Origin of the sequence: Acinetobacter sp. YH12152, from assembly GCF_013418285.1 — a bacterium.
Lineage (GTDB): Bacteria > Pseudomonadota > Gammaproteobacteria > Pseudomonadales > Moraxellaceae > Acinetobacter > Acinetobacter amyesii.
The window spans coordinates 50,684-70,767 of sequence record NZ_VPCH01000006.1 but is presented as its reverse complement, the minus strand read 5'-3'; the positions used below and the strand labels follow the sequence as shown (position 1 = coordinate 70,767).

Annotated in this window: 23 protein-coding genes; 13 read left to right on the top strand and 10 right to left on the bottom strand. The window is 37.9% G+C overall.

Features of this window, described 5'->3' with window-relative positions; all coding sequences use genetic code 11:
• Positions 1-17: 17 nt before the first annotated feature.
• The 5 genes from FTU83_RS03640 to ispH all read right to left on the bottom strand — a co-directional run bounded on the left by FTU83_RS03640 (position 18) and on the right by ispH (position 3,962).
• Positions 18-824: a PilX N-terminal domain-containing pilus assembly protein gene (locus FTU83_RS03640; RefSeq protein WP_180105660.1), complete on the bottom strand. Its 807-nt coding sequence runs from the start codon at positions 822-824 to the stop codon at positions 18-20.
• A complete protein-coding gene (locus FTU83_RS03635) occupies positions 817-1,782 on the bottom strand; it encodes a prepilin-type N-terminal cleavage/methylation domain-containing protein (protein ID WP_180105685.1) in 966 nt (321 codons plus the stop codon). The genes FTU83_RS03640 and FTU83_RS03635 overlap by 8 nt, the downstream gene beginning before the upstream one ends.
• On the bottom strand, positions 1,782-2,300 hold the full coding sequence (gene pilV / locus FTU83_RS03630) for a type IV pilus modification protein PilV (protein WP_180064842.1): 519 nt from the start codon (positions 2,298-2,300) through the stop codon (positions 1,782-1,784). The genes FTU83_RS03635 and pilV overlap by 1 nt, the downstream gene beginning before the upstream one ends.
• A complete protein-coding gene (locus FTU83_RS03625; RefSeq protein ID WP_180105661.1) occupies positions 2,300-2,848 on the bottom strand; it encodes a Tfp pilus assembly protein FimT/FimU in 549 nt (182 codons plus the stop codon). The genes pilV and FTU83_RS03625 overlap by 1 nt, the downstream gene beginning before the upstream one ends.
• 163 nt (positions 2,849-3,011) lie before the next feature.
• On the bottom strand, positions 3,012-3,962 hold the full coding sequence (gene ispH / locus FTU83_RS03620) for a 4-hydroxy-3-methylbut-2-enyl diphosphate reductase (RefSeq protein WP_180105662.1): 951 nt from the start codon (positions 3,960-3,962) through the stop codon (positions 3,012-3,014).
• Positions 3,963-4,095: 133 nt separating this feature from the next.
• On the opposite strand from ispH, the gene gmk reads away from it, so the two are divergent.
• From gmk to bfr, 6 genes are all read left to right on the top strand, one after another.
• Complete coding sequence (gmk, locus tag FTU83_RS03615; RefSeq protein ID WP_180077103.1) at positions 4,096-4,719, top strand: guanylate kinase; 624 nt, start codon at positions 4,096-4,098, stop codon at positions 4,717-4,719.
• 76 nt (positions 4,720-4,795) lie between these two features.
• Positions 4,796-5,077, top strand: coding sequence for a DNA-directed RNA polymerase subunit omega (gene rpoZ / locus FTU83_RS03610; protein WP_067762989.1), 282 nt, complete (start codon positions 4,796-4,798; stop codon positions 5,075-5,077).
• Positions 5,078-5,297: 220 nt separating this feature from the next.
• Positions 5,298-7,403, top strand: coding sequence for a bifunctional (p)ppGpp synthetase/guanosine-3',5'-bis(diphosphate) 3'-pyrophosphohydrolase (locus tag FTU83_RS03605; protein ID WP_180008708.1), 2,106 nt, complete (start codon positions 5,298-5,300; stop codon positions 7,401-7,403).
• 54 nt (positions 7,404-7,457) lie between these two features.
• Complete coding sequence (locus tag FTU83_RS03600) at positions 7,458-7,841, top strand: RidA family protein (protein ID WP_078189365.1); 384 nt, start codon at positions 7,458-7,460, stop codon at positions 7,839-7,841.
• Between the two features lie 218 nt (positions 7,842-8,059).
• A complete protein-coding gene (locus FTU83_RS03595; RefSeq protein WP_078192519.1) occupies positions 8,060-8,254 on the top strand; it encodes a bacterioferritin-associated ferredoxin in 195 nt (64 codons plus the stop codon).
• Positions 8,255-8,510: 256 nt separating this feature from the next.
• Entirely contained in the window at positions 8,511-8,975 is a 465-nt protein-coding gene (gene bfr, locus FTU83_RS03590; RefSeq protein ID WP_180077104.1) for a bacterioferritin, read from the top strand.
• Between the two features lie 102 nt (positions 8,976-9,077).
• On the opposite strand, the gene FTU83_RS03585 is transcribed toward bfr, so the two are convergent.
• From FTU83_RS03585 to FTU83_RS03570, 4 genes are all read right to left on the bottom strand, one after another.
• Positions 9,078-9,512: a pilin gene (locus FTU83_RS03585; protein ID WP_121531523.1), complete on the bottom strand. Its 435-nt coding sequence runs from the start codon at positions 9,510-9,512 to the stop codon at positions 9,078-9,080.
• A gap of 133 nt (positions 9,513-9,645) precedes the next feature.
• A complete protein-coding gene (gene tfpZ, locus FTU83_RS03580) occupies positions 9,646-10,383 on the bottom strand; it encodes a TfpX/TfpZ family type IV pilin accessory protein (protein ID WP_180077105.1) in 738 nt (245 codons plus the stop codon).
• Between the two features lie 25 nt (positions 10,384-10,408).
• The gene (locus FTU83_RS03575; RefSeq protein WP_180077106.1) at positions 10,409-11,593 is read right to left on the bottom strand and encodes a serine hydrolase; all 1,185 of its coding nucleotides are present in this window, start codon (positions 11,591-11,593) and stop codon (positions 10,409-10,411) included.
• Between the two features lie 59 nt (positions 11,594-11,652).
• Positions 11,653-12,144 (bottom strand): pilin, encoded by a 492-nt coding sequence (locus FTU83_RS03570; protein ID WP_180105663.1) that lies wholly within the window; start codon positions 12,142-12,144, stop codon positions 11,653-11,655.
• 346 nt (positions 12,145-12,490) lie between these two features.
• Here FTU83_RS03570 and FTU83_RS03565 point away from each other — a divergent pair, with 346 nt between their 5' ends.
• From FTU83_RS03565 to FTU83_RS03535, 7 genes are all read left to right on the top strand, one after another.
• Positions 12,491-12,709 (top strand): DUF1778 domain-containing protein, encoded by a 219-nt coding sequence (locus tag FTU83_RS03565; protein WP_257222516.1) that lies wholly within the window; start codon positions 12,491-12,493, stop codon positions 12,707-12,709.
• Positions 12,710-12,834: 125 nt separating this feature from the next.
• Positions 12,835-12,960 carry a hypothetical protein gene (locus tag FTU83_RS17655; protein ID WP_373686446.1) on the top strand — a complete coding sequence of 42 codons (126 nt, stop codon included), beginning with the start codon at positions 12,835-12,837 and terminating at the stop codon, positions 12,958-12,960.
• A 369-nt stretch (positions 12,961-13,329) separates the two neighbouring features.
• The gene (locus FTU83_RS03555) at positions 13,330-13,746 is read left to right on the top strand and encodes a pilin (protein ID WP_180105686.1); all 417 of its coding nucleotides are present in this window, start codon (positions 13,330-13,332) and stop codon (positions 13,744-13,746) included.
• Positions 13,747-13,818: 72 nt separating this feature from the next.
• Positions 13,819-15,798, top strand: coding sequence for a hypothetical protein (locus tag FTU83_RS03550; protein ID WP_180105664.1), 1,980 nt, complete (start codon positions 13,819-13,821; stop codon positions 15,796-15,798).
• Entirely contained in the window at positions 15,782-16,669 is an 888-nt protein-coding gene (locus FTU83_RS03545; RefSeq protein WP_257222517.1) for a glycosyltransferase family 2 protein, read from the top strand. Before FTU83_RS03550 ends, FTU83_RS03545 begins: the two co-directional genes overlap by 17 nt.
• 3 nt (positions 16,670-16,672) lie before the next feature.
• Positions 16,673-18,379 (top strand): ABC transporter ATP-binding protein, encoded by a 1,707-nt coding sequence (locus FTU83_RS03540; RefSeq protein WP_180105665.1) that lies wholly within the window; start codon positions 16,673-16,675, stop codon positions 18,377-18,379.
• A complete protein-coding gene (locus FTU83_RS03535; RefSeq protein WP_180105666.1) occupies positions 18,367-19,305 on the top strand; it encodes an FkbM family methyltransferase in 939 nt (312 codons plus the stop codon). The genes FTU83_RS03540 and FTU83_RS03535 overlap by 13 nt, the downstream gene beginning before the upstream one ends.
• On the opposite strand, the gene FTU83_RS03530 is transcribed toward FTU83_RS03535, so the two are convergent.
• Entirely contained in the window at positions 19,279-20,058 is a 780-nt protein-coding gene (locus tag FTU83_RS03530) for a glycosyltransferase family 32 protein (protein WP_180105688.1), read from the bottom strand. The two genes, FTU83_RS03535 and FTU83_RS03530, sit on opposite strands and share 27 nt — an antisense overlap.
• Positions 20,059-20,084 lie beyond the last annotated feature (26 nt).

The window sequence follows — 20,084 nt, the reverse complement described above, 5'->3', positions numbered from 1 at the left end:
TATATCTCCGACTTTGCTTAAGGTGCTTCTGTTTGGTTTAAAAATGCTGCCAAAGTAAACTCTTGTACCTGACTTACTACAGGAATATTGTATTCACTGAGACAATCTCTAAGCGTTTTTTTATTTGATAAATCTGGATTCAAGTTATCAGATATATAGGTTTTATTTGAAGATAAACAATTGGTTTGAACATCGTCCAAACTTACATTTGCATAAGCAGGTAAAAAAGCTGTCGTAGTTACTCGAATAGTATCCTGAGATATCAAATTTTTTGGTAAACCTGTCCCTTCACTTAAATTAGTACCCCTCACTAAATTATCGCCTGGACTTTTTGTGACATCTATTGATTTAGGAATAGTAATTGCTACCTGAGTAACCACGGCCTGTCTAGCACTACCAAAATCCCTTTTAATGTTGCAAAACCCAGAAACACCACTATTAACCAATCTAGCATCATCTCCACTATCATTCGCAGTAATAACTGATGTATCAGCATTTAATCCAAAAGCCCTATTATTGGTTGGCTTATAACAGAAAATAAATTCCTTATTTACACCTTTATCATCAATAGCTGCACCAACCGCTGTCGTATAACTAACAAGCCTACTTAAATCTGCAGTATTTAAATATTTATTTAATGGTGTATCTGCAGATTGACTAAGCAATTGGTTTATCTGCGCATTTGTTGCTACACCTAAAGAGGTAATCCCCATTTTAATAGCATAAGTTCCAACGACCATAATAATTAAAAGCAAAAAGAGAACTACTATTAAAGTTGCTCCTTTCTGTTTATTTTTTAGATTTATATTAGTTTGATTAATCATTATTTCGCCCCAAACCATTTCTAAGTGCTACTGTCGCAATATATAATTGTCGTGGAACTCTGTTCTCCTCAGTTGTATCAGTCAATGTACCTGATAGCTGAGGTATTGAAGAACCAAATAAATCATATATTTGAGCAGGATTAATATTTTGACTCGGCACTGAACTATCAGAACGAATTAATGTACTTAATTTCACTGCAACTAAACGCATATTGTTTTTTGTTTTAAATGTATCTATATCGTAATACGCCAAATTTCCAGTATCAGTCATCCCACCTAACAAAACTTTAAATTGATCAACTTTGGGAATAATAATTTGGGAATTAACACCCAATCCACTAATTTCTGTTGGGTTATTCTGTACTGGATTATCTTTTACAATCTCTTCAGTAGTACCATCCCCATTTGTTTTTTGTTCAGTAATAGTTGCTGGTGTTGGTGTATTAGCATCACAAACTAGTGATAAAAAGTTATTATCCTCTCTTAAAAAATATCGCTGAACAATCAAATCACCTGCTCTAACAGAAATACCCTCGCAATTGAACATTGTAGTAGGCGCAACAAATTGTATCGTCAATTGATCACTTTCAATATCTGACATATTTGATGGTCCATTAGTTTGACTAACAAGATTCTCTGCCGAAATAGTCGCACCAAGGTTCGCATTTAAATTAGATGCATTAGTCCCTGCAGTTAAAATTACTCCACCTCTAGGAGTATCTGATTTTATTTCATATTGATTACTATTTCCAAAATTCAACATTTGAATATCTTTAATAATATAATCAATACCAAACAAACCACTATCTTGTATCTGAGAGTTAGCTTCTTGCAATCTAGTTGTAATAAAACTCCCTAAAATAAGCTGAACGGCTGCAGCTGTTACAATTAATCCTAAAACCAATGCAATCATTAACTCTAACAATGTGAACCCTCGTTGCTTTTCATGAATAGTCATTAATAAACCTCCATCATCATGCAACTAGAACCAACTACATAAACACCAGCAGCGCTCATACATTGACTCGTATTTTGACGTATATCTGTGTCACCCCAAGCAGCAAAAATACAATTTCTGCGATCAGCCGCAGCAACACTTGTCGTACCCGGACAATTCTCCATACGCAAATGCAGTCCAAAATTACGTGCATTTGCTTGAGCTTGCTGAACATCATTTCTTGCCATTGCAGTTACATCACACCCAGTATTCGTTGGATTTATGCACGCTGTGGAAATTGTAGTAGGTATATCTTGATTAACTAAAGCCATGTATGAAGCTCTGCCTGCGTTGTTCGCTCGCATGCTTTCAGCAAGACCTTTTAATACAAAAATAGCATGTGATCTTTGTGCTGCTTCTGTTGATGCTTCAACTGCTTTTACTTGCAGTGCGGTATATCCAAGAACGCCAATAGATAGTAAGAGCAATGCCACTAAAACTTCCATCAGACCGACACCTTGTTGACTTTGACTTATCATCAACATTCCCCTTCTTCCATTGACTCAAATGCACCAATAATCGAAAATGTAATAATCTTTGCTTTTTTTAATTTTTCTGAGCATAAAGTTATTGTTCTAGGATAATTCTCTATCTGATCTTTTAATACACCATCCACTAAAATTTGATCAGAAACCCATTCTTTCTCACCATTTTGATTAGTTTTTTCTTTCATTTTTACAAAATTTCTTGGCAACATCATACCCTGTGGACTAAATATGATATTAGGTGGGGAGCTATATCCTTGTGGGATTTGCTCTAACTTAATATTGACATTATTAGATACCCAAAAAAAATTAGTTGGTGTTACAGTCGTACTACCATTTAATTGAACAACCGTATTCGTCCTAAGTAAAATAGCCTGACTACGCGCTTGGCTTAAGACCAAAACCAACTCTTTTGCATTTGCTTCTAAAGCTTTTTTATTGAGCAAATCCCCAAACGAAGGCGCAGCCATCATGGCAATAATTGCCATCACAGCAATCGTCACAATCAACTCAATTAATGTGAATCCTTTATTTTTCTGCATACTCCCCCCAAGGCGCGCCAAACTTTACCCTATTAAAAATAATATCTAATTAAATTACAAAACCAACACAAATAAGGATAAAAGGCATAAAAAAACAGATAATTGCCAAAAAGCAATTATCTGTCAATTCTTAAAAAATTCAGAATGTTAAATCATTAACACTTTATGCCTGAGTTACAGGTATACGTAACTCTTTTGGCAAACTAAATGTAATATTTTCTTCGCGGCCATCCAACTCTTGCGGTGCTTTTGCACCCCAATCTTGTAAGCGCTGAATCACTTGCTTAATTAAAATTTCAGGTGCCGATGCTCCTGCAGTTACACCAATTTTTGTGTGCTCATTAAACCAGTCTTGCTGCAACTGATCGGCATTGTCCACCAAATACGCATGCTTACCCATCCGTTCAGCCAATTCACGTAATCGGTTCGAGTTCGAAGAGTTCGGTGAACCCACAACCAAAACAACATCACATTGCTCAGCCAGATCACGTACGGCATCTTGGCGGTTTTGAGTGGCATAACAAATATCATCTTTACGCGGCCCCTGAATTTCAGGAAACTTCTGACGTAAGGCATCAATGACTTTTGCTGTGTCATCTATAGAAAGCGTTGTCTGAGTTACAAACGCTACTTTTTCAGGATGCACCACTTTTAGATCAGCAACATCTTGTTCATCTTCAACCAAATAAATCGAACCACCATTTTTGGTGTCATATTGACCCATTGTCCCTTCAACTTCTGGGTGACCTTCATGACCAATCAAAATCGCTTCCACACCTTCACGAGCGTACTTGGTCACTTCTATATGCACCTTGGTCACCAAAGGGCACGTCGCATCAAAAACTTTTAGACCACGGCGCTCTGCTTCTTGTTGCACCGCTTTAGATACGCCATGGGCACTAAAGATCACGATATTATCGTCAGGTACTTCATCCAGTTCATCGACAAAAATTGCACCGCGCTGACGCAGATCATCGACCACAAATTTGTTATGCACCACTTCATGACGCACATAAATGGGTGGGTTAAAGCATTCGAGTGCACGGTTCACAATCGCGATGGCGCGATCAACACCTGCACAGAAACCGCGTGGATTAGCTAAAACAATTTCCATAGAATCCTCAATGCCCACTCAATTTTACGGGTATCACTTGAAATAAATGTAAACAATAGACGTCTGACTATTTTGTTTGGCGCGCGTCTGCTCTAAAATAGAGAAGATATTTTATCATATCAGGAAAAATATCATGTCGGGTCTCTTGTTTGTCGTTTCTGCTGCTTCGGGAACGGGCAAAACATCCCTCGTTAAAGCCCTGCTTGAACGTGTAAACAATTTACATGTCTCTGTTTCTCATACCACTCGTGGTCAGCGTCCTGGCGAATTAGACGGCGTACATTACCATTTTGCTAAAAAAGAAGATTTTCTATCTTTGGTAAATGAAGGCGGCTTCATTGAATATGCAGAAGTTTTTGGTAATTATTACGGTACTGCACAGCGCACAGTAAAAGAACAGTTGGCCAAAGGTCATGACGTTTTACTTGAAATTGACTGGCAAGGTGCTGAACAGGTTCGTAAACTTTTTCCTGAATCTAGACAAATTTTTATTCTTCCTCCGAGTCAGTTCGATTTACGTCAACGTTTATCCAATCGTGGTACAGACTCTGTTGAAGTAATTGAACATCGTCTTAGCTGTGCCGTAGAAGATATGCAGCAATACGTTAATTTTGACTATGTCATTATTAATGATGACTTTAATAAAGCACTGCATGACTTAGAGTCCGTTATTATTGCCAATCGTCTTGTTTTAAAACAACAAGCTATGCGCCATGAAAAACTGATTGAGAAATTAATCACCCCTATGGAACAGTGATTAAAACTTGAGTCTATAGACAAAGCACCTTATACTGCACAGTCTGTTAAAAATTTATATTCAAACGAGAATTCTTATGGCACGCGTAACCGTTGAAGATTGTTTAGACCATGTAGACAACCGCTTTGAGCTTGTACTAGTGGCAAGCAAACGCGCGCGTCAATTGGCACGTCAAGGTATCGAACCTACTGTTGAGTGGGACAATGACAAACCAACCGTTGTTGCTCTTCGTGAAATCGCAGCGGGTCACGTTTCTAAAGACATTTTGAAACAACGTGAACAAGACTACCAAACTTCAAGTTTAGACCTTGCACTTTCTGCAAATAACCTAAACTTAGACGGTTTTTCTTTCCAATAAGATAAACCTGACCTTAAAAGCCTAGTTTTTAACTAGGCTTTTTTTTATGGATTCTCTTTAATATTTTACTCAGAACAGTTATAACATAAGCTTAAGAAGTGCAAAGCAGGCGAAAAAGATTTTCATTTTTTTTAAACTAAAAAATTGACAAGTCATGCAATATGCATTTCATTAAAGTATTAACCGTTTCATTTGTAAATCAGTAGTAAAAGGGTGTTCTATGCCAGGCCCAATGGTCAGCCAAGCCAAGCAACAGTTAAATGTGATAATCGACGCTTACCTTTCAGTAAGTGATGTCGAACGCGTGCTTGAAGCTTGCGACTATGCGGATATTGCCCATGATGGCATTACTCGTAAAAGTGGCGAACCCTATATCCTTCACCCGATTGCGGTGAGCTGTATTTTGGCGCATATGCGCCTTGATGCGGAAACTTTAATGGCCGCTTTACTGCATGATGTCATCGAAGATACTGAATTTACCAAACAAGATATTACTGAAAAATTTGGCCTGACCGTTGCTGAACTCGTCGACGGTGTCACCAAACTCAGCCATTCTAGTGATAAAGAATATAATAAAGCCGCATCCTTCCGTAAAATTCTGCAAGCCACACTACAAGACCCACGTGTCATTATTATTAAACTAGCAGATCGCTATCATAATATGACCACACTAGGTGCTTTACGCCCTGACAAACGTGCTCGTATTGCCCAAGAAACCTTTGAAATTTTTGTACCTATGGCACGTCTTGTCGGTATGAATGAAATGGCCGACAACCTTGAACATTTGTGTTATCAAAATTTAGATTTAGATATGTATAACAATGTTCAAGAAGCTTTATTACAAACCAAACCGAAACGCTGCGAATACCAAACCAAGTGGGAAAACAACCTCACTACCCTACTTGAACAGCACCATATTTCAGGTCGAATTAAAAAGAAAAATAATAATATTGAATTACTTCGTCACTTTGTAAAAAACGATATCGATCTGCAAGAGCTCACCCATAGTCATGCCTTTGAAATTATTTTACAAAGTATCGCAGACTGTGACCGACTTGCAGACATCCTCAAAGAAAGCTTTAAAGTTTTAAATTACGCCGATCATATCCGTCGCCCACTCCCTGGTGGAAACCAGTCACTGATGATGCGCTTAAAAGGTGAAAAAACTATTTTGTCTCTGACCATCCAAACAGAGCTGATGCGTAAAGCAGCGCGCTTTGGTGTGGTCCTCGGTGAAAATGCACCGCAAGCTTGTCGTTCAGCGATCCAAGCCTCCATGCAAAATTTAAACGTGTTAGTCGATGGCGCATGTGCAAAGACCACATTTAGTGAATTACTGGATTATCTACATCAAGAAAAAATTTGGGTTTATACCCCACACGGTCATTTGCATGAACTCCCTCAGGGTGCAACAGCTGTTGATTTTGCTTATTCAGCAAGCTTATTTTTGGGCAACCATGCTGTTGGTGCGAAAATTAATGGGGAAACCAAGCCCCTTTCAACACCATTACTAAGTGGTCAAGTGGTTGAAATTATCACCGATGTTCTTGCAACACCGAATCCTGACTGGCTCAGCTTTATTAATACCCAAAAAGCCCGTCGTGCATTACAAAATATCCTTCGTGACCAAGACCAAGACGAACAACGTTTAGTTGGTCAGCAAGCTTTAAATCGCGCATTAAAACTCTTTAACCGTTCTGTGAGTGATTTGACATTAGCCGATTGGGAAAATGTACTGAATTGGCGTCATTTAAATGATAAAGAACAATTATTTGAACAGATTGCCGTGGGTGACTTACTACCTCAATTGGTTGCCAATCATTTATATGCTCAAGACACCATTCAGACTTCAAACTCTGCACGCTTGATCTTGGGCACTGACGGTGTCGATGTTAAATATGCGCACTGCTGCAACCCCGTTTTAGGCGATCCAATTCAAGGTCATTTATCACGTCGTGGTTTAATTGTGCACCGTTCACGTTGTCATAATTTATTACATGAACAGCATTTACATCCTGAAAATATCATGCCTTTACACTGGACCACAGAAGACAGTGAAGACATTAGTTTTACAGCCTATTTATGCCTAAACATGCTGTTAAATGATGAGCAAATTTCAGAACTGATCTATCTATGCCGTAAAGAAAAAGTCGGTGTAGAGACTGTCCGCTCACATGAAGAAAAAACCTATGTGAATATTGTTGTACATAACCGTAAACAAATTGCCGAAATTATCCGTAATTTAAGAATGCATTTTGGCTTCCCACGCATCAGTCGTTTGGCACAACCTGTTGCCATTGCTGAGCCTGCGAAAGTTGCCAGCTAACCTGACACCGCTTATTTATATGTGCTGTATCTGTGATGATAATAGGAGAAATAGATGTCCCGCCAGGTAATCCATACTGAAAATGCACCCGCTGCAATTGGTACTTACTCACAAGCCATTTTAGTGGGCGACACTTTGTATTTATCAGGTCAAATTGGCTTAGATCCATATAGCATGGAGCTGGTAGAAGGCATTGAAGCTCAAATTCGCCGTGTATTCGACAACTTAAAAGCGGTATGTGAAGCTGCAGGTGGTACGCTAGCAGATATCGCTAAGCTGAATATTTTCCTCACTGACCTTTCTAACTTCCAATTGGTCAACCAAATTATGGGCGAATACTTTGCTCAACCCTACCCTGCACGCGCAGCACTCGGTGTAGCCAGCCTTCCAAAAGGTGCACTAGTTGAAATGGATGGCGTGGTGATTATTAATCAATAATTTAGTAAACTCTGATTAAGCCTTTCGCGAAATATCTCATACTAAAAGATCAAAAGCCTTTCATGGAAATCTGAGCATTACTCAGATTTCCGCTTAAATGACATTTTTTTATTCAAAAACTCAATCAGCATTATAGTATTTTTAAATGATTTTTATTGACAAACGATAATAATTATCAATAATATTACTTATCCCATTTATTCACTTGGTTTTATTTCATGTACGTTTGTTTGTGCCGTGGTATTACTGATCAAGACATTAAAGATGCAATTGCCAATGGTGCAGAAAGCTATCGTGAAGTTCGCGATATGCTCGATTTAGGCACCTGTTGTGGTCGCTGTGCTCCTGAAGCACGCATGATCATCAGTGATGAAGTTGCACAAATTGCAGCCCGTATCGCAATTGCTGCTTAAACCAAGTTTTTAAGTTTCATCAACAATCATAATTATAAAACCAATGGTTTTAGACCATTCCTCCTCCCCCGCTTCTGACTCTAAGCGGGTTTTTATTTATTAAAGTCCTGAGAATTAGCGCCTTGTTTTGATTGTGATTTTCATTTGCTGTTCTATAAAATACTCGCTATAAAATGTCTTCTTGTTTAAGATATTTCTTATCTTGTTATATTCGCACGGCGCAGCTGGGCTAAGCATATTTGATGGAGCAAAGGCAATGAAAGGCAATCGTGATGTAATCAATCAGTTAAATCAGGTGCTGTACCATCATTTGACTGCAATCAACCAATATTTCCTGCATTCCCGCATGTTTAACGACTGGGGCATTGAACAGTTAGGCGCGGCGGAATACAAAGAATCGATCCGCCAAATGAAACATGCCGATAAAATTATTGAACGCATTTTATTTTTAGAAGGCCTGCCGAATTTACAGCATTTAGGCAAATTGTATATCGGCCAGCATACTGTTGAAGTATTAAATTGCGATATCCGTAAAGTCAAAGAAAATATTGAAGCGATTCAACAAGCCGTGGCTTTGGCTGAAATGCACATGGATTATGTAACACGCGACTTGGTTCAAGAAATTCTAGAAAAAGAAGAAGAATGGCTGGACTGGGCTGCTACACAGTTAGACTTAGTGGAAGCTGTGGGCGCTGAAAATTATATTCAGAGTCAGATTTGAGATTAATTGATTAATATAAAAAAACCTGCTTAAGCAGGTTTTTTTATACTTTCATAGTTACAAAATTATCAACCGCATCATAAAGCACAAAAACCTATAAACTTACAAACACGCTTCTTGCTTAAATTTAGGTATAAAATCTAAGCTATAGCGGCACTTCCAGTTGCCATTTAAATCCCTGTCAAAATAAATGACCCGATCACTCAGCGCAGATGATGCTTTTCCTAGAATTTTACATTCAAAAGCTGGAGCCGATACCCCATCGATAGGTTCATAAACTTTATATAAACAAAAATTTGACTTCTTATTTAAAAATACATTCTCAACAGTAAAAGAGCGGACACCAAAAACGGACGCACTATTTAATATTAATTCATATTGAAGCTTACCGCCCTTCAGTTCAGCTAAAATAGAATTTACTTGAGCTTTAACTATATAATTTTGATAATTATAAACACTAAGAGCTGCTAAAATGGAGATAACCGCCACAACAATAACAAGTTCCAGCAATGTAAACCCTATCTCATAAGTTTTCATAAAAATTCCTTATTTTTTTCAAAATAAGCAATTTTTATGCCAAGTAAATTACCAGTAAAATCAACATCTTAAAATTTTTATATTTTAATTGAGTCAATTAATCACAAAATTTGTCATTAAATTACACTAATACTCATTCAGGCCTAAGATCAACTATATTTACGATCTGTTTCTCTTTACGATTGATCAAAACAACCATGTCAATATTGTATGTTTTTAAAGGCAGCCAAGCATCTGCCTTCATGTTATTCTTCAACGCGTCTTTAATTTTATCTTTATCATTTAATCCGTTTAAATCATTTAAATCTTTAGACTTCCTTACTATCTCCGACTCCGCCGTGTCTAAGGTTTTATAAAATGCCGGCATTTGAGCGCGAGAATACCCTTGATTCATTTCTTTAAACATTTCGCTATACTTTTTCTCATCATCCCTCGAATATTCAGCTGCAACAAATTGCGGTTTAAACCATGACAACTTTTTGAATTGAGCAGCAACAGTACCGCCTTTGTCATCAATAATTTCATTTTTTCTTACCAAATCAAAATTATTACCTGTATAAACCACCCAAACAGGCCGTGTTTTTTCTAATGAGTACACCCCATAAGCCATTGCTAAACATTGAAAGAAAATGATCACCGCTAAATCTATTTTTAAAGTTTTTTTCCCTTTTTTATATACTAGAAACCCCAATAAAGGCCCCAAAATAATATCGACTATAATAACCATCCATAGAATATTGACAGCGCCAAGAGCCTTTGCCAGCGGTGCTGGATACCAGACAAAAAATACCCACCCCAAGATAAAACCAGACACTAAAACTGATAAAGCTAAATGTTTACAAAAAAAATGCAATCTGCTTTTTTCAAACATAAAAAACACCTAGAGCTATAACTCTTTATTTAATCAATGGAAAATATTCGTTTTGCAATGATAATCTTATTTCATCTATAACTGCATTTCTTTTTTTCTCACTGGTATAGCCATTGCTTAAACCCACAAGCACACCGCCGCGCTCATCAACTAATGCATAACCTGTAAAACCTGGGTAACTGCCAGTATTGCCATATAATTGAAAGCCACCTTCATAGAGCTTCTGCATTAATACGCCCCGGCTGCAGCTGCTACCATTTCTGCAATGATAGATATCTTGGTTGAAAATATATTCCTTGCCAAATTCACTTACAAAATATTGATATAATCTTGCTAATTCATCGGCACGCCCTGAAAGTCCAGATACAGCGCTCAATGCCTGCATATCTCTCGTAAGCCTAAAATCAGGGATGTAATTATAAAAATCATCATAGCCAACTTCATCTTCTAAGTAATCTTGATCTATAAACTTAAAGTGATTATCAGGTACTGATTTATTCAAAAAACTCATTGCAAGCTGTCTATATTCAAGCTGAGTTTGGCGCTCAATAACTGCACCCAATAAACAGTAGCCTAAATTTGAATAAATTGCCTGCTCACCTGGCGGATATTGAAGCTCTATTTCACTTAGCCTGTTTAAATTTTTTGGACACCATACTTGATCTTTCTGCTGAAACATTGGCTCACCCGTCACATACCGATCAAAACCAGCCTGATGACGCATCAAATCAATTATTAGAATCTTGCCCATTCTTTCATCTACTGGCTTGCTTTCATGTGTAAAACTAAAAGCCTTATCATTTAAATCCAGCGCCGCATGTTTTGCCTGCTCTAAAATGAGCGCGCTGGTCAATGCTTTGGTTATACTGGCATAAACAAACCGTGTGTCCTTGGTTATTTCATTGGCATCATCAAAGGACGCCTTACCGCCAACAACACATGTAAATTGCTGCTTCTCAGGAGAGATATAACTGACTTGACTTGCATAAGCTTCAAAATTTTGAATATTTTTAATAATCGTTTTTTTTAACCACGAAGGCGCATTGGCATCACATTTTATTTCTTTAAAATGCAATCTTAACTGAGCCGCATAATAATGATATTGAATACGATGCTGCCAGTCCCTGCGCTCAACATACACATAAGCCCCAAATACAGTCAGCCCTACCAGCAAAATGACCGTAAGGATATTAATAATTATTTTCTTCATAAAGTTCTCAAAATAAAAAAATGCACTCAGATGAGTGCATTTTTAATTCATAATAAAAATTATGAAGCAGGAGTTTGACTACCAGAACCGCCTGTAGAAGTTGGGTGTGGGCAGTTTTCAGGTAGGAATTTTGCATCGATTGTGTCTTGAGCTGAACAAGTCCAAGTGCCTGCATTTGCAGCAGTGTATGCAGCACGAGACCAAGTGATCGTTTTAGTGCTTAGCGCGCCGCTTGCACCCTTACCAAATTTACCTTGAATTGTTGAATTACCATCTGCACGGTTAAATGTAATCAACATACCTGTCGTAGTTAAAGAACCTTGGGTAGTCGGAACTGTAGCCGGAGCTGTAGGTGTATCGCCTTGTTTAAACAAAGATGACTCTGTAATTGTAAAAGTACATTCTTTGCTGTCTGTTAAGCAAAGATCAACAATCGTTTTATAGTTGCCTAATTCACCAATCGCACGAGTAACTTGAGATTTAGTGACATAGTTTTGGTACTGAGGAATCGCAATCGCAGCAAGAATACCGATAATCGCAACAACGATCATTAATCAAAATCATTCCATAAGTCACTTTATATGGACACGCTCCAAACTGTTGAATTCTATTCATTTATTCCATTTTATATTTTGTCCATATAGACATGCTTTTATAACGACAATTTTTTCACGTTTGTCCATATCCTCAAAAAACACGTAAGGTGTTAAAAACATGTTTTAGTCCGCCTAATTAAAAATGAGCAGTCACCAAAATATATTTTTGTATTCATACCGACCTTAAAACTTTATGTTTGTTATGCGTCATACAAAATATAAAAATTTTATGCTTAAAAACAGATGAATGATGACCAACAATGAATGTATAGAAATACATCTAGATGCTTAAACAAAGCAATTGGCAAAACGAGCTGCCGTTGCGCTGGGTTACGCTACATTCACCGAGTTTTTTATTTATTTAATTCAAAATCACGCACCGCAAGTTTTACAAGAACACTTTCAGATTCAGTTAAGTCATGCCCAGTTCAAACAATTTGTTGAAATATGCCAAACTCAAAATAAAGTCCCTACCCGATTAAAACAGGCTGCTCAACTTTTAGATAAAGAAAACTTTTAAGGAGTAGAATTGAAAGTCATCACATATGCAGAACTACAAGAAAATTTAGTGGATATACTCGATTACATTATAGACGATCACGCACCTGTACTTATTAATAGAGAAGATAAACAAGCCGTGGTGCTCTGATAAGTCTAGATGAATACAAAGTATTTGAAGAAACAGCGTACCTACTCAGAAGTCCTGCCAATGCAAAACGGTTACGCGATTCAATTGCGCAAATTAAAGCAGCACAAATAAATGAGTCATAAACTCATTTAAAAAATGAACTTTAGTTATACAGATGACACTGGAAGTGGCTGTGTATTAAAAAAACACTTAATTTTGGGCTTTAAACTCAACCTCAACTCGAACTTAAAAAGAATTTACCAGAAAATTGTGTGACTCGAATCACACAATGACAATATTTGTCCAAAATATAAAATTCAACCTGACAAAAATTGTCACTTTTTAGCAAAAATATACAGCAAATTTTATAGTCTGATTTTTTTATGTATAAGATGCTGTTTTTCTATATAAATTGTCTATAATAAAAGTTGGCACGTTTAGTGCTAAGATTAAAATAGCTTACAAAGCTTATAATTAAATTAACAACATCTGTGGAGAATGTTATGAACACAATGCAGAAGGGCTTCACGCTCATCGAACTTATGATTGTTGTCGCTATTATCGGTATTTTGGCTGCAATAGCGATTCCAGCTTATCAAGATTATACAATTCGCACCCAAGTATCAGAAGGTATCAGCTTAATTTCTGGTGCCAAAAATGGTGTACAAGATTTCTGGTCAGACCGTGGTCGTTTTCCAGCTAGCAATACTTCAGCTGGTTTAACAGCAGCATCTTCAATTATGGGTACTTATGTAGCATCAGTTGGTGTAGGTGCTGGTGGTGCGATTACCGCACATTATGGTCGGAATGTGAATGCTAAAATTTCTGGTAAATCATGTACTGCAACGCCTCGTGATGCTGGCGGTAGTGTTATATGGTCAGGTAAATGTAACTTTGATGACAAATGGGTACCTAAAGCGTTCCGTTAATTGTTAGCTTGGCTACATGAGGGGAGTGTTCATTAATGGACACTCTTTGTTTTTATGGATAGCATTAAGATTATGAAAGATAAAATTAACACACAAAAACACTCCATTTATGGATTACTTATTATCACATTTTTTGTGGGAGTATTTTATTTTATTTATAATCAGGCATATGGTTTAAATTGGCAGTTTGATGATTTTGCGAATTTAAAAGGGTTATCCGATGTTAACACCAAACAAGGTGCTTTAAACTTTATTTTTGGTGGAAATGCAGGGCCAACTGGCAGACCTATTTCATTGCTTACTTTTATACCAGACTATTTGTATTGGCCAAATAATCCATGGGGATTTATTAAAAGTTCACTATTATGGCACTTAATGAATAGCGGTCTTATCTTTTTATTAGTCCTTAATATTTTTAGAGCAAGTGAAACTTTCAAAAATACCCCACTCTATTATGCTTTAGCTGTTACTATGTTATGGGCTTTAGCACCTATTCATAGTAGTGCAATTCTTATGCCTGTACAAAGAATGACATTAATTTCAAGCTTTTTTATACTTTTAACGCTTGTGTTATATAGTTACATGCGTCTTCATCTATCAGAAAATCGACCAATAATAAATTTTATTTTATTTACAACCATTATTTTAACAGGAAGCTTATTAGCTGTTTATTCAAAAGAAAACGGTATTGTCGTCTTAACCTTGGTTGCATTAATTGAATTATTTTTTTATAAGAATAAACTTATTCCAACCTATCATAAGTTATGGAAATTTTGTATATATAGCCTATTAATTTCTGTGCCTATTTTTATGCTAGGATACTTTTTTGATCGTTATGAAGGTATTGTTTCAAGCTTTAATAATTATCGTGGAAGATCATTATTGGACCACCTTGCGACACAAGCTGTAGTCCTTTGGGAGTATATTCGTCTTATTTTTTTACCTAGAGCATCATTACTTGGTCCATATCATGATGGACATGTCATATATCAGTGGACAATGTGGCAACCTTGGCTTGCATTGCTTTCCTTTGTAGGAATTATTATTTCAGCAGTATATTTTTATTATATAAAATCTAGTATTTTTGCAAAATACATTTTATTTTCTATATTATTTTATTTTGCATGCCATCAAATTGAATCAACCTTTATCCCTTTAGAGGTTTATTTTGAACATCGAAACTATATTGCTTGTTTAGGTTTTATCATATTAATTATTTTTATCCTAAAAATAGGACTAACCTATGCATCTTCAAAACTCATTCCTATTTTTATTTTCACACTTTTCTGTCTGTATAGCATATTCAATTTGCAGCAAACAACTTCACTATGGGGAGATCGTCTCCTTTCAGCTGAAATATGGGCAACAAACTTTCCAGAGTCCACACGAGCTGTACAAGCATTAGCGTGGTATTATCATACAGCTGGTTTTCAAGATGCCTCTCGAAAGGTACTAGAAGATTTTTATGTAACCCATCCTAACAATATTGGTATTGGTATACAAACACTACTCAATAACTGTATGCTTGGAGATAATCAGCTCATCCAAATAAGATTAAAAAAATTGGAATCACATCTATCTTCACTCAGTGTTCCAATGGGAATAACAACCCACTTAGCAAGTTTAGGAAATAAAGTTCGAAAAAATGAGTGTGGAAATATTAGTTTAAATCAGTATGAAAACTTTCTTAATAAAGTACTGAAAGATACTAATATTAATAAGGTTTCTATTGTCCGTCATCATGTAAATTTTGAACTAGCACTTACATATTATGAGATGGGAAAGTTTGATTTATATACTCAATATGCGAAACAAGCATTTTTTGATTACCCTTCATTAAGCATTGCCCAAATCATTGCTTTACGCCTTTTTGAGCATCAGCAATTACAAGAAGCTATCTTATGGATTGATGAGGCTTTACTGCATGCTCCAAATAATCTAAACCAGTTAAGCTGGAAGATTAGCTTAGGAAGTTTAAAAGAAATGCTACTCAAATTTGATAGGCAAATTCAAACAAATAACTTTGAAAATATTTATGATGGGTTACGATAATATGATGGTAAAACATAGCAGAAAAATAAGTGTGATCTTGCCTGCGAAAAATGAATCAGGTGCTGTTGGAAAGACAGTGTCAGATATTTTACAACTCGGGTTGGTTGAAGAAATAATTGTTGTCAATGATGGTTCAACAGATCGTACCAAAGAGGTTGCAGAACAAGCTGGAGCAAAAGTAGTCACCCATTCCTACTCTAAAGGTAATGGTGCTGCCATTAAAACAGGAGCAAGAACTGCAACAGGTGATGTGATTATTTTTATGGATGCCGATGGACAGCATAATCCACAGGATATTCCCCGATTAATTGAAAAGATTGAACAAGGTTATGATCTAGTTGTCGGCGCAAGGCAGAAAGGTTCTCAGGCAAGTATAGGACGTGGTGTTGCCAATGCTTTATATAATAATCTTGCAACTTATATGACTGAACAAAAAGTAGAAGACTTAACTTCAGGATTTCGTGCTGTTCGTGCAGACAAATTCCGTGAATTTTTATATTTACTGCCAAATGGTTTTTCTTATCCAACTACTAGCACCATGGCTTTTTTCCGTGCAGGTTACTCAGTAACTTATGTTCCTATACATGCAGCAAAACGCATAGGTAAAAGTCATATTCAACCCCTGAAAGACGGGGTACGCTTCTTTTTAATTATTTTTAAAATTGCCACGCTATTCTCACCTTTAAAAATGTTTCTTCCAATCGCGATTCTCCTATTTATGATTGGAACGGGCTGGTATGGCTATACTTTGTGGGATGCAGGTCGTTTTACCAATATGAGTGCACTACTCTATACAGGGAGTGTAATGGTGTTTTTGATGGGACTGATTAGTGAGCAGATAACGGCGTTGATGTATAAAGATGATAAATAATAAATGAAAACCGATATTAAAAGATTCTGGCAAATGCTAACTAAGCAGGAAAAACGCCATTCGGTGTTGATGCTTATGCTGGTGGTGTTAATGGCCTTTGCGGAAACAGCAGGCGTAGTGTCCATCATGCCGTTTTTGTCGGTGCTGGCCCGACCCGATATCGTGCAAGACAATGCTGCCCTGAGCTGGCTCTATAACCAGTTTGCTTTTAACAGCAATCAGGAATTCATCACTGCGCTGGGTATTGCCTCCATCGTGCTGGTGGTCGGCTCATCCGCATTCAAAACCGTTACCCTGCATCTGGTTAACTGGTTTACATTTTTGCTGCGCCACAGCATCAGCGCACGCTTGCTGTCCGGCTATTTGCACCAGCCCTATGAGTTTTTTCTCACATACAACCCGTCAGAGCTCAGCCGTAATGTGCTCTCAGAAATCGACCAGCTACAAAACGGCCTCATCAAGCCCGTCTCCCAGCTCATCGCACAAGGTGCCGTGGCACTGGCCATGATGTTGCTGCTGTTCATTTACAACCCCTGGATTGCTTTAAGCGCCGCTGTCGTCATCGGCCTACTCTACGGACTCATCTACTTACTTGTGCGCAAACGGCTCGATACCACCGGCACAGAACGACAAACAGCCAACGGCCAGCGCTTTCAGGCTTGTAACGAAGCCTTGGGCGGCATTAAAGATGTCAAGATTACCCACGCCAGCGAAGCCTACCAGCAGAAATTCAACCTCTCCTCCCGTGACTTTTCACGGCATCAAGCCAATGCCGAAACCCTAAGCCAGTCACCGCTCTATATGGTGGAAACCGTCGGTTATAGTGGGCTGATTATTTTGGCCTTAATCCTCATGAAGCAGAGCAACGACATTGGCCAAGTATTGCCCGTGCTGGGCTTGTATGGCTTTGCCGCCTACCGCCTGCTGCCATCGGCGCAAATCATGTATCGCGGCTTTGCCCAGCTGAAATTTTCATCCGCAGCACTGGACACCATTCACCAGCACCTTAGCCTGCCACGCCTAGAAAACCGCTCGGCTTCCACGGCACTGGTGCCGCAACAAGAAATTCGCCTACAGGGCATTCACTTTGCCTACCCATCAGCCCCAGATAAAGCAGTTTTGCAAGATTTTGACCTCGTCATTCCAGCCAACACCAGCGTTGGCATCGTTGGCAAAAGCGGCGCGGGTAAAAGCACCGTGATGGACTTGCTACTGGGCTTGCTGGAGCCGCAGGCGGGCACTCTCTCTGTCGATGGGCAAGTCATCGACAGCAGCAACATTCAAAACTGGCAGGCCGCCATCGGCTATGTGCCGCAGCATATTTACCTGGCCGATACCAGCATTGCCGAAAACATCGCCTTTGGCGTGCCAGTAGCCGATATTGACATGCAAGCCGTAGAGCGGGCTGCCAAAGCCGCACAGATACATGACTTCATCAGCACCGAACTGCCCGACGGCTATCAAAGCCGGGTGGGCGACCGAGGGATTCGTCTCTCAGGCGGGCAAAGACAGCGCATTGGCATTGCCCGTGCCCTGTATCGAGATCCCCCAGTCTTGTTGATGGATGAAGCGACGAGTGCATTGGACAACGACACCGAAGCCGCCTTGAATCAAGCCGTCAACGCCTTGACTGGGCAAAAAACCATCGTTATCATTGCGCATAGAGAAAAAACTTTAGAAAAATGCAACCAAACAAAATGGCTAATGTAAATCAAAATCATATGAGATTAAATAAATTCAATATTCACATTTCCGCCCGGAAACTTTGGGTAAAATTTGCAATCAAAATATTAATGAATAACATTAGCAAAAACCAAGAAAAAAAATGGCATGAAATTTTGCAAAACAATCTTGCCGCCTACCCGGACGATGATATTGGAAGAGAAATTGCAATCTTCGGGAACTACGAGGAACTAGAGATTTCCACAATTGAATATTTGATTGACGCGGGAGTGATAAGCATCAACAAGAATTCTATCTTTATGGACATTGGGGCCAATATCGGAATCTATACCTGCAGGTTAAATGGAAAATTTCCATCAATTTATGCTTTTGAGCCCCACCCAATAACATCTGATTTGTTAGAGTTTAACTTAAAGAGTAACAATATAGATAATGTGAAACTTTATAGGTATGCGCTCTCGGATGAGAGTAAAGACCTTCTTCTTGTTGATGAATTAAAACAAAATCGTGGTGCATCAAGCATAAAAGAAGGAAATCAGACTAAAAATAATCAAAAGTCCTATTCTATAAAAGCAAAAAAAGGAGATGACATCCTTACAAGCCAAGAAATTGACAAAGTGGCTTTCATAAAAATTGATGTTGAGGGTCATGAAATTTCAGCCATCAAGGGATGTCAGGATATCATCTTAAAATCAAAACCAGTGATTGCATTTGAAGCCAACAATCCAGATAAGAATGGCATCCTTATGGATGAATTGTCAAAATTAAATTATGATATATTCGTAACCATCCAACCAAAAAAACGGAATGTAATGAAAATATTTCATGAAATAAGGCATTCTATATTTGGGAGAAATTACTCATTTCATCAGGTCAATAGAAATGACATAAGCACCACCAAATACCAAATAGTTTTTGCAATTCCATCACGAGAAAAAATCTCGTATTATTAAATATACTTTAAACAAGAAGATCTTGCTTACATCAAAAAAAGACAATCTTTTTGCGAGAGCGTTAAGGATATAAACCCTATCGACATCAAAGCCATTCAAGTCGTCAGCCAGATGTTTCATGTGGATATATTTTTTTATAGGCAAATCAGCTTTCTCCACCCAGCTAGCATGAAAATGGTGCGTTGCATAATTAGGCCGAACATCTAAGCAAAAAAATTCAGCTGGGTAGATGTGGATCGAATTTAAACCATCCGAACCTATTTGCAATTCATTCAAATTCGGATCAATCTTAAATTGATGAATTAAAATTTCCGTGATGGTTCGTGTATTGGGCTCTTGATCAGATTTATAGACTCTATCTTTATAATAAGCGAGCATACCCGCCAGCAAACTATGCCCGGCAATAGAACCCCATACAGCAGTCATTGGCGTACCTCTGATCTCAAAACCAGAAAATGCTTCATGCACCAAAAATTCATCAATCCCCATTTTAAGCTCAACATCCGTATCCAGATATACACCGCCCTCTGTATAAAGAGCAAAAACACGAACATAATCAGAGACAAATGCAAATTTGCCTACCGCATAGGCTGACTTGGTGAACGGATGTGAACTCACATCGAAATTAGTCTCACTCCAAAGCTTGATTTCATAATCAGGGCAATGCTTTTCCCAAGTATCAATGAAAACAAGTAATTCTTTTGGCATTTCTTTGCCACCGAACCAGCAATAATGTATTTTTTTTGGTATCATCACGACAGCCTCTGAAATATAATTAA